General features: G+C 42.0%; 13 protein-coding genes. 1 reads left to right on the top strand and 12 read right to left on the bottom strand.

Translation table 11 applies throughout. The features are described 5' to 3' along the window. Nucleotides 1-177 precede the first annotated feature (177 nt). The 12 genes from H8Z77_RS08535 to H8Z77_RS08480 all read right to left on the bottom strand — a co-directional run bounded on the left by H8Z77_RS08535 (nucleotide 178) and on the right by H8Z77_RS08480 (nucleotide 11,541). Nucleotides 178-2,334 carry a YhgE/Pip domain-containing protein gene (locus H8Z77_RS08535; protein ID WP_186996745.1) on the bottom strand — a complete coding sequence of 719 codons (2,157 nt, stop codon included), beginning with the start codon at nucleotides 2,332-2,334 and terminating at the stop codon, nucleotides 178-180. After that, nucleotides 2,331-2,789 carry a hypothetical protein gene (locus tag H8Z77_RS08530; RefSeq protein WP_069987510.1) on the bottom strand — a complete coding sequence of 153 codons (459 nt, stop codon included), beginning with the start codon at nucleotides 2,787-2,789 and terminating at the stop codon, nucleotides 2,331-2,333. Before H8Z77_RS08530 ends, H8Z77_RS08535 begins: the two co-directional genes overlap by 4 nt. A gap of 435 nt (nucleotides 2,790-3,224) precedes the next feature. Then, a complete protein-coding gene (locus H8Z77_RS08525; RefSeq protein ID WP_186996744.1) occupies nucleotides 3,225-4,052 on the bottom strand; it encodes a histidinol-phosphatase in 828 nt (275 codons plus the stop codon). Next, a complete protein-coding gene (gene hisIE, locus H8Z77_RS08520) occupies nucleotides 4,052-4,699 on the bottom strand; it encodes a bifunctional phosphoribosyl-AMP cyclohydrolase/phosphoribosyl-ATP diphosphatase HisIE (RefSeq protein ID WP_186996743.1) in 648 nt (215 codons plus the stop codon). Before hisIE ends, H8Z77_RS08525 begins: the two co-directional genes overlap by 1 nt. A gap of 12 nt (nucleotides 4,700-4,711) precedes the next feature. Then, on the bottom strand, nucleotides 4,712-5,473 hold the full coding sequence (gene hisF, locus H8Z77_RS08515) for an imidazole glycerol phosphate synthase subunit HisF (protein ID WP_069987507.1): 762 nt from the start codon (nucleotides 5,471-5,473) through the stop codon (nucleotides 4,712-4,714). 19 nt (nucleotides 5,474-5,492) lie between these two features. Beyond that, nucleotides 5,493-6,206 (bottom strand): 1-(5-phosphoribosyl)-5-[(5-phosphoribosylamino)methylideneamino]imidazole-4-carboxamide isomerase, encoded by a 714-nt coding sequence (gene hisA, locus H8Z77_RS08510; RefSeq protein ID WP_186996742.1) that lies wholly within the window; start codon nucleotides 6,204-6,206, stop codon nucleotides 5,493-5,495. Between the two features lie 13 nt (nucleotides 6,207-6,219). Further along, the gene (gene hisH, locus H8Z77_RS08505; RefSeq protein ID WP_186996741.1) at nucleotides 6,220-6,828 is read right to left on the bottom strand and encodes an imidazole glycerol phosphate synthase subunit HisH; all 609 of its coding nucleotides are present in this window, start codon (nucleotides 6,826-6,828) and stop codon (nucleotides 6,220-6,222) included. Nucleotides 6,829-6,847: 19 nt separating this feature from the next. After that, nucleotides 6,848-7,438: an imidazoleglycerol-phosphate dehydratase HisB gene (hisB, locus tag H8Z77_RS08500; RefSeq protein ID WP_186996740.1), complete on the bottom strand. Its 591-nt coding sequence runs from the start codon at nucleotides 7,436-7,438 to the stop codon at nucleotides 6,848-6,850. Further along, complete coding sequence (hisC, locus tag H8Z77_RS08495; RefSeq protein ID WP_069987503.1) at nucleotides 7,435-8,505, bottom strand: histidinol-phosphate transaminase; 1,071 nt, start codon at nucleotides 8,503-8,505, stop codon at nucleotides 7,435-7,437. The genes hisB and hisC overlap by 4 nt, the downstream gene beginning before the upstream one ends. A gap of 18 nt (nucleotides 8,506-8,523) precedes the next feature. Further along, nucleotides 8,524-9,801, bottom strand: coding sequence for a histidinol dehydrogenase (hisD, locus tag H8Z77_RS08490; protein ID WP_186996739.1), 1,278 nt, complete (start codon nucleotides 9,799-9,801; stop codon nucleotides 8,524-8,526). Continuing rightward, nucleotides 9,798-10,421, bottom strand: a complete 624-nt coding sequence (gene hisG, locus H8Z77_RS08485; protein ID WP_186996738.1) for an ATP phosphoribosyltransferase — start codon at nucleotides 10,419-10,421, stop codon at nucleotides 9,798-9,800. Before hisG ends, hisD begins: the two co-directional genes overlap by 4 nt. Beyond that, a complete protein-coding gene (locus tag H8Z77_RS08480; RefSeq protein WP_069987500.1) occupies nucleotides 10,414-11,541 on the bottom strand; it encodes an ATP phosphoribosyltransferase regulatory subunit in 1,128 nt (375 codons plus the stop codon). Before H8Z77_RS08480 ends, hisG begins: the two co-directional genes overlap by 8 nt. A 286-nt stretch (nucleotides 11,542-11,827) precedes the next feature. Between H8Z77_RS08480 and H8Z77_RS08475 the strand changes: the two genes are divergently transcribed. Beyond that, nucleotides 11,828-13,534 carry an ABC transporter ATP-binding protein gene (locus H8Z77_RS08475; protein WP_186996737.1) on the top strand — a complete coding sequence of 569 codons (1,707 nt, stop codon included), beginning with the start codon at nucleotides 11,828-11,830 and terminating at the stop codon, nucleotides 13,532-13,534. Nucleotides 13,535-13,536 lie beyond the last annotated feature (2 nt).

The following is a 13,536-nucleotide window of genomic DNA, read 5'->3' as shown; positions in this document are numbered from 1 at the left end:
TAGTCTTTCATTATATCTTAAAAAAACAAGCTAGTAGACACTCAAAGAGGAAGTGTCTACCAGCTTTAATTATTTTTATGATGGTTAAAGTTTTATGAATCTATTTGAAAGAAATATAATGAAACTATAACTGGAAACATCGGGAAACCTGATTTAAACCATAGGACTAGTTTTTTGTTACATTAAATGGGTGTCCTCTAGCCGCTCGTCAAAGAACCGGTTAAACTTAATCAATGGTCTTCGCAGGACTAATCCCAGCAGTAGGGCAAATGGTAGGAATGCGAGAACCTGTAAAAGATAAATCAGGTATTGATTGCCATAAAATCCCGCAATGGTTTCCCGCATAGCATTGATTGCATAGGTAAATGGCAGGAATGGATAGACGTTTTGGAAAAATTTTGGTGTTACTTCGATTGGGAAGGTACCACTGGAGCCAGCAATTTGAATGACCAGGATGATGACACTGAGTGCTTTTCCGATATCCCCAAACGAAACGGTCAAGGTATAGATAATATTGGTAAATACTAGGCTGGAAATCCAACCGGAAATCATAAACAGCATTGGATGCAAGCATTGGATTTTTAAGAAGTATAAATCCCCTAAACAAATAATGGTTGCCTGCACTAAGCCTAATAGCATAAATAAAAGATAACGTCCTATATAGGCTTGATATGGTTTGATATTCCCCAACCGTTTATCTTCATCCACCGTTACTTTCATTATCGCTACTAGGACAATTCCACCTACCCAGATAGCCAATGTAGAATAGAATGGAGCCATAGCGGAACCATAATTTTCGATAGGATACAACTGGTTGGTTTCCAACTGTACAGGAGAGGCCATAAATCCGCCTAACATAGAAGGGTCCTGTTGTAATAATTCTAACAATTTTTCAATTTGTTCGTTATCGGATGTGTTTTCTAAAGTAGTACGTAAGTTATGGATTTTTTCTTGGGTTGTTTTAATAATAGCAGAAGTGTTTTGCAATGCGCTATTTCCGGATGTAATTGCCTGGTTTACTCCGTCCAGTATACCATCTATATTTTGTATGCTGGAACCTGCTGTACCTAATAGAGAAGAAAGGCTTTGTAATGCACTATAGGTAGAACTCATAGTAGAATCTAGGGTTGGACGTACAGTAGTAGTGTATTCATTTTGTACGGATTGTAAATCTGATTTACCAGAAGCAATCCATTGTTTTAAATTGGTTTGCGCGTTTGCCAAGGCGGTTTGAAGGTCTTCCCCACTGGTAATAATCGTATTGATGTTATCCACAATCGATTGTAAGGACTGGTTTGTGCTATTTATTTTATTTACTAGTGGTTGAATTGCATCTGAAAGGATTGGCAACTTTTGCTGAATTTGAGTGAGTACACTGAGTACTTTTGAATTGATCTCCATAATAGAACTAGCCTGTTTTTGAATATGTTCTAACTCCGCTTTTGCCTGGGTTGTGTCCAGGTTTGGCAGGCTATCAATACTTTGATCCACAGAATCCAGCATTTGGTTTACAGCTGTAAAAATATTGCCAATGGTCTCACTGGTCCCCTGGGAATTTTGTTGTGCCGCTGAAATTAAGGATTGGATATCGTTAGTTGCAGCCTGACCATCGGATGCCATAGAGGAAACATCTGGCAAGGTCAGTTTTGCAGAATCCACAATGCCTTGTACAGCAGTAGTAGTATCGGACAAGGCAGTAACTGTGTTGTTATACAAGGTTAAATCATTGTCCACTGTTTGGAGGATTGTTAAGAAATGGTCCATAACAGTTTGGCCATCCTCATCAATTACAGCAGAGGTAGTATTTAATACATTTCCGATTACTTCGGCAGCTGTTTGAATAAATGTCTGGTTGATTTGCTGCTGAACCGTACTGGCTCCGGCGTTTGTAATTTTAGGGGCAATGGCGTTTTTCTTTTCATTAATATAATATTCCAGTTTTGGAGTGGTGATATCGGTAGTTAAAAAGCTTACCATATCCTCACTAAAGTGAGAGGGGATAACAATAGCAGCATAATAATCCCCCTTTTTAACCCCTTCAATCGCTTGTTCAGAATCTACGAATTTCCAACCGATATCATCGTTGGATTTTAATTGTTCAATGATTTGGGAGCCAAGGTTGACCGAGATCGTTTCTACTGTACTGCCTGTGTCCTCACTTGCCACCGCAACCGAAATACCGTTGGTGCTGCCATATGGGTCCCAGTTGGCGGCAATATTAAACCAGGCGTATAAAGCAGGAATTACACAGACGCCGACTACTACAATCAATGCGATTACGTTATGGCGCAGGCGTTTTAAATCCCGTAGAAAAATATGTAGAATTGTTTTCATATCGAATCTCCTTCTTTCTTTGGCAGATGTAAACGTTTACGGTAACGGTAATCCATATATTCAAGGACAATTAAGTAACATGCGATGCCAATAATAGAAAGGATCCATAAACAGAGGGAAATTAACTTTGCCTCTACCGTAAACATTAAAATAAAGAATACTAGAGGGATTAAAATAATTGCGAGAAATCCACCTTTTACCCTGCGGGGATATTTTTTTTGGAACTGTTGGTATTGCTCCAGCTCTTTTTGATGCTGTGCTTCCCGTTTTAAACAGGAGTATAGCCCAAACATGACAAACAATTCCTGATAAATTTCCTTTTCTTCCATGCCTTCCTGCTGGCACATATCATGGGCTTGTTGTAACTGTTTTTCCAGTTCCTGTTGGGCAATTGCTGAGTACTGATCGTCGGGCAATAGTTTCATTGCTTCCTGAATCTCTTTTTGGAATTGCACCAGTATCATCTCCTTCTTAGCGGGTTTTATTTTAACACTTTTTTGAGATTGATTCAATAGTTCTACAAATAATAGTCATTATTTTAGAGATGCTTATAGCAAGGTTTACAAATATATTTATAAAAATTCATAAATTCATAAAATATCTATATTTTTGTTGAAGATAAATCTTTTTCTGTTTTTTAGCATACAGATCTTCCTTTTTCAAAAGAGCTTATTTCAGCAAAAAATCCAAGGTATACTGAAATTTCATTTATTCATATAGCCCACCATCTATAAATAAGTATTATTATACCAATTAAAACATACAAATACATCATTTACTTATTTTATATTGCTCAATATTTACAATGAAAACTTTGCCCTCCTTAGTAGAGCAAAAATTTTATTTTACGGAACAGGGTAAAAATAAAAACCGCTCAAAAAAGAGCGGTTCTATTCTATGTTTGTTGGTGTCCATTTTCCTTGAACTAATTGATAAATGGTAGAAAATCCAGAGGATTTTAAAAGTTCTGCCATTTCTGGAAACATAAAATCCAAAGAATCCGGGTTGTGGGCATCGCTGGTGATGATGACTTTTGCGTTTTTTTCCGCCAAACGTTTTAGCAAAAAAGGGGCGGGGTAGGGTTTATCGCAATATCCCCGGTACATCCCCCCAGTATTTACTTCAAACAGGCAGCCTGCTTCGATTGCCCTGTCTAGTCCCTGCAAAGCGATGTTTTGATATTCGGGAGAATCCTCATCAAAATAACGGTTCCCTCTGTTTAACTTGGTAATAATATCAAAATGCCCAATGATATCCGGATCCATCCAGTGGGGGAGTTCCCCCATTTGCTCATAAAAGGAACGGAGCATTGCCTTTACATCTCCATGGAATCCCTGATTGAGACAGGCTTCCATCATTTCATGAGTATCCTCGAAGGTATATGGAATCCCAGTTTCAGGGCTACGCAAATAGTGCATAGAACCAATGATATAGTCAAACTGGGAGCGGTCCACCGTATCTGAATAAGCATCCCATTCTAATCCCAAAGAGATGGAAATTTGGGATTGATAAGCTTGCTTTAACCGGTTGATCTCCTGGCAGTATGCCTGGGTACCTTCCTCACTCATGGTCCAGCCGCTGTCAAATGACAGGTAGGAATGGCCGGAAAAGCCTAATGAGGTAAACCCTTTTTGAATCGCACCCAGAACCATTTCTTCCGCTGTGTTTTTGCCATCACAAAAATTGGTGTGGGTGTGAGCATTGGAGCAAAATTTCATTATTGCATCCTTTCTTGTTTTACCTTATGGTCAATCACATGACGTTTTGCCAGTTCATCCTTGATTTCGCTTAGGGAAATTCCCATTTCCACCATTAATACCATTACGTGGTAGGTTAAGTCAGCAATCTCAAAAATGGTTTCCTTTTTGTCCGCACCTTTTCCAGCAATGACTACTTCGGTGCATTCTTCCCCGACTTTCTTCAGGATTTTGTCAATTCCCTTTTCAAACAGATAGGTGGTATAAGAGCCTTCTTTTTTATCTGTTTTTCTTCCCTTAATCAATTCATAGAGGGAGTCCAGGGAGAATTCTTTAATTTCCGGGCTGATATACAGATAATTTTCGAAACAGGAATCCGTCCCTAAATGGCAGGCAGGACCGTCCTTTACTACTTCCACGACCAAAGCATCATTGTCACAGTCGGACTTGATGGTGACAATATGCTGGTAGTTTCCGGAGGTTTCCCCTTTCCGCCATAACTCTTGGCGGCTTCTGCTCCAAAAGCAGGTTTTGCCTTCTTCCATGCTGATTTTTAAACTTTCCTGGTTCATATAAGCAACGGTTAATACCGCTTTGGTGTAATAATCCTGTACAACAGCGGGGATTAGACCGTTGGCGTCAAACTTTAAGTCCTCAATTTTTGTCATAATGATTCTCCTTTATACCATACGCACTTCAACCCCGTTTTCACGGAGGTGCTGTTTTAAATCTTGAATCGCAATTTCTTTAAAATGGAAGATAGAAGCTGCCAAACCAGCGTCTACTTTGGGGATGGAGTGAAATAGTTTCGAGAAATCTTCCATTTTTCCAGCTCCGCCGGAAGCAATGATTGGGATGGAAACTCGGTCAGCCGCAGCTTGCAGCATTTCTAGGTCAAAGCCATCCTTTACTCCGTCGGTGTCAATGCTGTTGACAACCAGTTCCCCGGCGCCGTTTTGTTCCCCCATCTGCGCCCATTCCAGAGCGTCGATACCGGTATCTTCCCGTCCTCCTTTGGCAAACAGGCGGAACTTTCCATCTACCCGTTTTACATCCATGGATAAGACTACACATTGGTCACCGTATTTTTTTGCCGCCTGTGCGATCAGACTAGGGTTTTTGATCGCACCTGAATTGACGCTTACCTTATCCGCGCCGCATTTTAACACGCGGTCAAAATCCTCAATGGTATTGATGCCTCCCCCCACTGTCAGAGGGATAAAAATTTGGCTGGCAACCTGGGTGAGGATATCGGTAAATAATGAGCGTTCCTCCACCGAAGCGGTAATGTCGTAGAATACCAGCTCGTCAGCTCCGCTTTCATTGTAGAACTTTGCCAGTTCTACGGGAGAAGAAACATCCTGTATTCCTTCAAAATTAATCCCCTTTACGACGCGCCCATTGCGGACGTCCAAACAGGGGATGATTCGCTTGGTAATCATGTTATGCCCTCCTTTTCCGTTATTTTGCCAGCTGGATGACACGGTCCAACTGGAGGGTATCGGTATAAATCGCCTTGCCTACAATGGCGGCGTATAAATTCATTTTTTTTAATTGAACAATTTCTTTTTCATAGGAAATGCCGCCGGAAGCCACAATATCTAATCCTTTTATCTGGCTTAGTTCCTGGTAGATTTCCAGGTTTGTCCCAGAAAGCTGCCCATCTTTGGAGATGTCGGTATAAATTATGGTTTTTACCCCGATATCAGCCAACTTCTGGCAAAAGTCAACTGATTTGGTATCAGTGATTTCTTTCCATCCGTTGATGGCAACATAGCCGTCCCGCGCATCTACTCCAACGGCAATTTTCTCTTTGTATTTTTCCACCATCTGTTGCAGAAAAGGAAAATTAGTAATGGCGACAGTGCCCAAGATAACCCGGTTGACCCCCAATGAAAGGTATTGCTGAATCCTTTGTTCGTCACGGATTCCACCGCCAACCTCTACAAATAATCCGCCTTGTTCCACAATCGAACGGATGGTATTAAAATTGACCAGTTTGCCATCCTTCGCACCATCCAAATCCACTACGTGTAGGTTGGTAGCCCCTTTTTGTTTGAATTGTTGGGCGATCTCCGTAGGATTGGAAGAATAAACATCCATCCTGTTGTAATCCCCTTGGGTAAGCCGTACTACCTGGCTGTTTCTCAAATCTATTGCAGGAAAAATTTCCATGGTAACCTCCGTTTTACAGTTCGGCGAATGCCCGTAATATTTTTAAACCAACCTCGCCGCTTTTTTCTGGATGGAACTGGGTTCCGTACACGCTGCCTTTATTGACTGCCCCAGTGATGGTGATATCATATTCCGAGGTAGCAATGGTATCCTCCTGGCAGTTTTTGGCGTAAAAAGAGTGGACGTAATACACGTAATCTCCCTCTTTGTTATATTGGAACAGAGGGTTTTCTTTTGGAAAATGCAGGCTGTTCCAACCAATATGGGGTACTTTCAAAGGTTGTGTTAAATCGTCTTGAATAGGGCATACTTCCCCGTGGATCAATCCTAAGCCTTTGTGTTCCCCATATTCATAGCTTTTATCAAATAAGAGCTGCATTCCTAGGCAGATACCGAGCAGTGGTTTCCCGTTGTAGGTTTGCTGCTTGATGGTATCAATCAGGTTGGTCTGCTCCAATTTTTGATAGGCGTCCGCAAAAGCACCCACACCGGGGAGGATAATATGGTCTGCTTGTTCTATCTGCTGAGGGTCACGGGTAATCGTGTTCTCCAGCCCTAAATAGGAAAGGGAACTGCTGAGAGAAAACAGGTTTCCCACGCCATAGTCGATGATTGCAATCATGGAAGTGGCTCCTTTCTATTTATTTTAGTAATCCTTTTGTAGAAGGGATTTCATCCGCATATTGTTGGTCGATTGCCACAGCCTGTTTTAAGGTACGGCCAAACGCTTTGAACATCGCTTCGATTATATGGTGGGAATTACTTCCCGCCAGTTGCTTGAAATGCAGGGTTGTTCCAGCAGCACGGACAAAGCCCAGCATAAATTCTTCTACCAATTCCGTATCAAAATCCCCAACTTTTGCTGTTGGGATGGCAACATCATAATTCAAATAGCTGCGCCCACTGAAATCCAGAGCGCACAGCATGAGGGTTTCATCCATTGGAAGGAGAAAGCTGCCATACCGGTTGATTCCTCGCATATCACCCAGCGCTTTGGAAAAGGCTTGTCCTAAGGCAATGCCAATATCCTCTGTGGTGTGGTGGTAATCAATCCAGGTATCCCCCTTACAGGATACCTGTAAATCAAACCGTCCATGCCGTGTGAATAAATCCAGCATATGATCTAAAAAGCCGCAGCCAGATTGATTCTGGTATTGTCCCGTTCCATCCAGATTTAGTTGGATGGTAATTTGGGTTTCGTTTGTATTCCGTTCTATGGTTACTTTTCTCATTGTGTTTCCTCCTCCATCAGCCTTTTGGTTACCTGAAGGAACTGCTCCATTTGTGCCGGTGTGCCAATGGTAATACGTACAAAATCTTGAATCCGTTCCTGGTCAAAATGCCGTACCAGGATGCCGTTCTGTTTCAGTTTGCTGTAATAGTCCTCACCGCTGATTTTCGGGCAGCGGGCAAACAGAAAATTGGTTTTGGAATCCAGGACAGTAAAACCTAATTGTTCTAAAGCGCATTTTGTCTTGTTACGTGTTTGGATTACTTCGTTAGTACAGTATTCCCAGTATAGACGGTCCTGCATAGCGGCGGAACCTGCCAATATACTCAGGCGGTTGACATTATAAGGATTGTAAGAAAATTTTATTTTGTTTAAATCCTGGATAATCTCAGGGGAGGAGATGGCGAACCCAAGGCGGGCACCGGCCAGGCTCCTGGACTTGGAGAATGTCTGGATTACCATTAAATTGGAATACTGTTTTAACAATGGGATGCAGGTTGTCCCGCCAAAATCCACATATGCCTCGTCAATCATCACCAGATGGTCTGGATTGGTTTTCAGGATCTGTTCGATCTCCTCTAATGATAAGGACAAGCCGGTTGGGGCATTGGGATTGGCGATTACGATGTTTTTCCCACAATCGCAGTAGTCCTGATAATCCACGGTAAAATCCTGTTTTAAAGGGATGGGGTTTTGCTGCAATCCGAATAGCTGGCAGAATACCTGATAAAAGCCATAGGTAATATCGGGATAACAAATTTGCTGTTGCTGGTCGCAGAACGCCATAAAGCTAAACGCCAACACCTCGTCCGAACCATTTCCTACAAATACCTGGTCGGTGGATACCTGGTAAAAATCAGCGATTTGCTGAATCAGTTGTTTTACTTCTGGATCAGAATACAGCCTTAATTTCTCCACCTCTTTCTGGTTAACTACCTGCAATACACGGGGAGAAGGAGGATAGGGGGACTCATTGGTGTTCAGTTTAATATATTCAGTATCTTGGGGTTGTTCCCCAGGGACATATGGTTTTATTTGAGAAAAACGCTGGCTTAAAAACCGGCTCATAACAATCACTCCAATCAGCTAGGATTCAAACCGGATGGATACAGATTTTGCATGGCCTGTAAGACCTTCCCTGGTGGCAAAATCCACAACCCGTTCCTGTACTTGGGAAAGGGCGTCTTTGGTGTAATAGATAAAAGAGGATTTTTTTACAAAATCATCTACTGACAATGGAGAGGAAAACCTGGCTGTACCACTGGTGGGGAGGGTGTGGTTTGGCCCTGCGAAATAGTCTCCCAACGCTTCTGGAACATTTTTCCCTAAGAAGATGGAGCCAGCATTTTGGATGGAATTTAGTACAGCAAATGGATCATCCACACAGATTTCCAGATGTTCTGGTGCAATACGGTTGCTGATTTCCACTGCTTGCTGGATAGAATCGGCCACAATAATTTTCCCGTTTTGTTCAATGGAAGTCCGTGCGATTTCACTGCGTAGCAGTTGCGGAATCTGTACTTCCAACTCCTGTTGTACCTTTTCCGCCAAAACTTTGCTGTCTGTAATCAGCACAGCGGTTGCCAGTTTATCGTGTTCCGCCTGAGAGAGCAAATCCGCCGCTACATAGGACGGGTTGCAGCTTCCGTCTGCGATTACTAGAATTTCACTTGGACCAGCAATCATGTCAATATCCACAATACCATATACTCGGCGTTTTGCAGTAGCTACAAAAATGTTGCCAGGTCCTACAATTTTATCCACTTTTGGCACGGTTTCAGTGCCGTATGCCAATGCAGCCACCGCCTGTGCTCCACCGGATTTGATAATGCGGGTAACACCGGCTACTTTTGCGGCGGCTAAAATCGCTTGTGGTAAACTGCCGTCTGGGTTGGGAGGAGTGGTCATGACAATCTCTTTCACCCCTGCGATTTTAGCGGGGACAGCATTCATCAATACGGAAGAAGGATAGCTTGCTGTTCCCCCTGGGACATACAAGCCAACCTTTTCGATTGGAGTTACCTTTTGTCCCAATACAATACCTTCCTTGTCGTTGATCACAAAGTTTTTACGCACCTGCTGGCGGTGGAACACCTCAATATTGTCCCGAGCCATCTTCAGTGTTTGGATAAACTCAGGGTCAATGCTATTGTAGGCGTCATCGATTTCTTCCTGGGATGCTTCCAAGGAATCTAAATCAGCATGGTCAAATTTTTTGCAGTAATCCAATAGTGCCTGATCGCCATTGGCACGGACATCATTAATGATGTCCGCTACAATGTCTTCCACTTCGTCGTTATTTTGGATTTCCCGGTTTAAAATATCGGATTCTTTCATTTCATTGGAATAAAACAGTTTTATCATTGGTTCAATTCCCCCGTCAGTTTGGATAACATTTGCTCAATTGTGTCGTTTTTAAATTTAAAACTGGACTTGTTTGCGATAAAACGGGCACTGATAGGAACAATGTCGTTATATACCTTCAAATTGTTTTCCTTTAATGTGGTACCGGTTTCCACAATGTCCACGATTACATCGGACAGCCCTAAAATCGGAGCCAGTTCAATAGAACCATTTAGTTTGATGATTTCAATTTCTCTGTTCAGGGAAGCATAATACTGTTTGGCGATGTTAACAAATTTTGTTGCCACCCGCAGCGTCCTATCGGTGTCTTCAATATAATCTGTTTTCGCTGCAACAGCTACCCGGCATTTTCCCAGGTTCAAGTCCAATAATTCGTAGATATCCGGTTCGCTTTCCAGCAGGATATCCTTACCCACAACCCCAACATCAGCGGCGCCATGTTCGACATAAATGGCAACATCGCTGGGTTTTACCAGGAAATAGCGGACACCATTTTCCGGGTTTTCAAAAATAAGTTTCCGATTATCCTCATAGATGGATTTACAGTCGTATCCGATTTTGGAGAACAGTTCGTAAACTTTATCCCCCAAACGTCCTTTTGGCAATGCGATATTAAGCACGGCTATCCACCTCCTCCAAAATATCTCCATTTATTTTCATCAGTTTTTTATAACGCAGGTCAGCAGGAATCTGCTTTCCAGCCCGAACCCGTTCCCCAGAGGAAACTAGCTTGTTGATCTGCTGAGAGAGTATATTGCAATCGGCATCATTTTGGTACAAAACAAAGGTATCCACATCGTAATCCATAGCAACGGGGTAATATCTGCTTAATTCATCTAGATAAAGCGCAAATCCGATGGCACCTGCATCACGGTTGAATTTTTTTAGCAGGTTATCATACCTGCCGCCAGAAAGCACTGCGCTTGGGGATTTTTGTACATATCCTTGGAAGATAATCCCGTTGTAGTAATCGATATCTTGGATGATGGAAAAGTCCAGCCGGATATGTTGAGCAAGTTGGTTTTGGGAAATGATTTGATAAATGGCTTTAAGCTCATTTACCGCATCCTGCATGTTGTCATTGATGACCAATTCCTGTGCCGCTTGTAGGGTGGATTCAAATTCCCCGTCCAAAGCAGCAATTTTTTCCAGCTTATCCCGATAAAAATCAGAAATATGTTCCTGCTCCACAATTCGTTTCAGGTCGTGCAGATTTTTGGAGCGGAGGCAACCCAACAGTTGCATTTTTACACTGTGTTCGACCGAGAGACTATCAAATAACCCGGAAACAAACCCCATATGGGAAATATCTAAAATACAGTTGGGATCAATCGCTGTTAAGCTATCCATTGCCAGTTGGATTACTTCCAACGTGGCATACAGGTCAACATCTCCTATGTATTCCAATCCCATCTGGTTAATCTCTTTATATTCATGATTTTGGCGGGACAAACGGTAAACGTTTTCGATATAATAAAGTTTTTCTGTCTGTTCACGGTTGGCGTTGGTGTTTTTAATAATGGACAGTGTCACATCAGGTTTTAATGCCAGCAACTTTCCATCCAGGTCATTAAAAGTAATGATCTGCTCACTTTTTAAAAAATTTTTGTTTTCTAGGTAAAGCTCATATGCTTCAAATTTGCTTACTTTATATTTTTTATAGCCAAACTGCTCATACAGTTTGCGTAAACTCAAAGACACCTGTTCGTCTTTTTTCAAGGTATCCAGTGTGAATTCCATTTTATACCACCTTCCAATATGTTTTTCCGTTACTTAACAATTACTATCATACAACGCTTTAGCGCTTTAGTCAAATAAATCAATAAAGTATTTACAAAATATTCATAAATTTTTAGTATAATAAAAACCGTCTTTCCTGGCATAATTTTCTGCCAAGTAACAAACGATAAAATAAAGATGAAATTTAATTTGTTTAATCATTTATATAAATATTATACCACGCAACTGTTTGATAGGACAGTGTCACAAGGGAGAAATATCATCGGAAAATTGGAGTGATTTCGTTTTGTTTCAACTAAAAAGATTTTTGCGCCCCTATTTAAAACAGACAATTATCGGGTCTGTTGCAAAACTGGTAGAAGCAATATTGGAACTATTGCTACCTTTGCTGATGGCGAGGATTATTGATGTGGGGATACACAATATGGATATTCCTTATATTTGGAAAACTGGGATACTGATGCTGGGTGTTATTATTGTAGGGCTTGGCTCGGCAACGTTATGCCAATATTTTGCGTCTGTTACCTGCCAGAACGTTGGCAATGATATCCGCCGGGAATTGATCCAGAAAATATCCCAACTTTCTTATCAGGAGCTGGACCAATTTGGAAACGCCACTTTGATTAACCGTTTGACCAACGATGTAAACCAGGTTGTAATGGCAGTTGCCTATTTGATCCGTTTGGTTAGTAGGGCACCTTTTTTGTGTGTTGGCGCACTGGTGATGTCGATTTATATTGACCCACAGCTTTCACTGGTGTTTGTGGTGCTGATTCCTATCTTTGTATTGGTGTTGGTAGTTATCATGAAAAAGACGGTTCCACTTTATCAAAACGCCCAACGCAAATTGGACCGGTTAGGGCAGGTTCTGCGGGAAAATTTAAGCGGTGTAAGGGTAATCCGGGCTTTTGCCCGCCATGAAAAAGAACGGGAACGGATGGACGAAGCAACCGAACAGTTGGCTAGGGCGAATATCCATGTTACCAATCTTTCCGCTTTGATGAACCCGATTACCTCAGTGGTAATGAATGCTGGCATTATTGTGCTGCTTTATTTTGGGGGTATCAGCGTAAATGCGGGTAATTTAACCCAGGGAAGTATTGTGGCTTTGATCAACTATGTCACCCAAATTTTGATGGCACTGATTATCGTGGCAAACTTGGTAGTGTTGTTTACCAAAGCATCTGCTTCTGCCAACCGAATCAATGAAGTATTGACTTGTGATGTTTCGGTAAAAGACCAACAGGCGGAAAGGGAACTAGATCCAACCGCTCCTTTCGTAGAGTTTGACCATGTTTCCTTTGGGTATAACCAAAAAGAAGTGTTGGAGGACATCTCATTTACCTTGCCAGTAGGAAATATCCTTGGGGTTGTGGGAACCACAGGAAGCGGGAAATCCACCTTGATTAATTTGATTCCACGGTTTTACGATGTAAACCAAGGGGAAGTAAGGTTTGGAGGCAAACCAGTGAAGCAGTTAGCACAGGATTATCTGCGCTCCAAAATCACAATTGTTCCCCAAAAGACAGTGCTATTCTCCGGTAGCATTGCGGACAATATTCGTTGGGGAAAAGAGGATGCAACAGAACAGGAGATCATAGAGGCGCTGAAGGCTGCGCAAGCATATGATTTTGTAAAGACATTGAATAAGGGAATCCATTCCCAAATTCATGAGGGTGGTAAGAATTTTTCCGGTGGACAACAGCAGCGGCTGTCCATTGCCCGAGCATTAGTTCGGAAGCCAGATTTGTTAATTTTAGACGACAGTTTGAGTGCGTTGGATTATCAGACAGATCTGAAGCTGCGCCGCTCTTTAAGGGAATATCTGAAAAATGGGACAATTATCATCGTTTCCCAGCGGATCAGTTCCGTCACTCTGGCGGACCATATTCTGGTGCTGGATGATGGAAAATTGGTTGGACACGGGAAGCATGAGGAATTGTTACAAACCTGTGAAACCTATCAAGAAATTTATCAATCTCAAAGCAAGTGAGG

This window comes from Clostridium facile, from assembly GCF_014297275.1.
Taxonomy (GTDB): Bacteria; Bacillota; Clostridia; order Oscillospirales; family Ruminococcaceae; genus Massilioclostridium; species Massilioclostridium facile.
The sequence above is the reverse complement of the archived record's forward strand: the minus strand, read 5'-3'. Positions and strand labels throughout refer to the sequence as shown.

Excerpts from the sequence above, each read along its gene's own strand:
- H8Z77_RS08535 (WP_186996745.1), bottom strand. The coding sequence starts at position 2,334 with ATGAAAACAATTCTACATATTTTTCTACGGGATTTAAAACGCCTGCGC.
- H8Z77_RS08525 (WP_186996744.1), bottom strand. The coding sequence starts at position 4,052 with ATGAAATTTTGCTCCAATGCTCACACCCACACCAATTTTTGTGATGGC.
- hisIE (WP_186996743.1), bottom strand. The coding sequence starts at position 4,699 with ATGACAAAAATTGAGGACTTAAAGTTTGACGCCAACGGTCTAATCCCC.
- hisF (WP_069987507.1), bottom strand. The coding sequence starts at position 5,473 with ATGATTACCAAGCGAATCATCCCCTGTTTGGACGTCCGCAATGGGCGC.
- hisA (WP_186996742.1), bottom strand. The coding sequence starts at position 6,206 with ATGGAAATTTTTCCTGCAATAGATTTGAGAAACAGCCAGGTAGTACGG.
- hisH (WP_186996741.1), bottom strand. The coding sequence starts at position 6,828 with ATGATTGCAATCATCGACTATGGCGTGGGAAACCTGTTTTCTCTCAGC.
- hisB (WP_186996740.1), bottom strand. The coding sequence starts at position 7,438 with ATGAGAAAAGTAACCATAGAACGGAATACAAACGAAACCCAAATTACC.
- hisC (WP_069987503.1), bottom strand. The coding sequence starts at position 8,505 with ATGAGCCGGTTTTTAAGCCAGCGTTTTTCTCAAATAAAACCATATGTC.
- hisD (WP_186996739.1), bottom strand. The coding sequence starts at position 9,801 with ATGATAAAACTGTTTTATTCCAATGAAATGAAAGAATCCGATATTTTA.
- H8Z77_RS08480 (WP_069987500.1), bottom strand. The coding sequence starts at position 11,541 with ATGGAATTCACACTGGATACCTTGAAAAAAGACGAACAGGTGTCTTTG.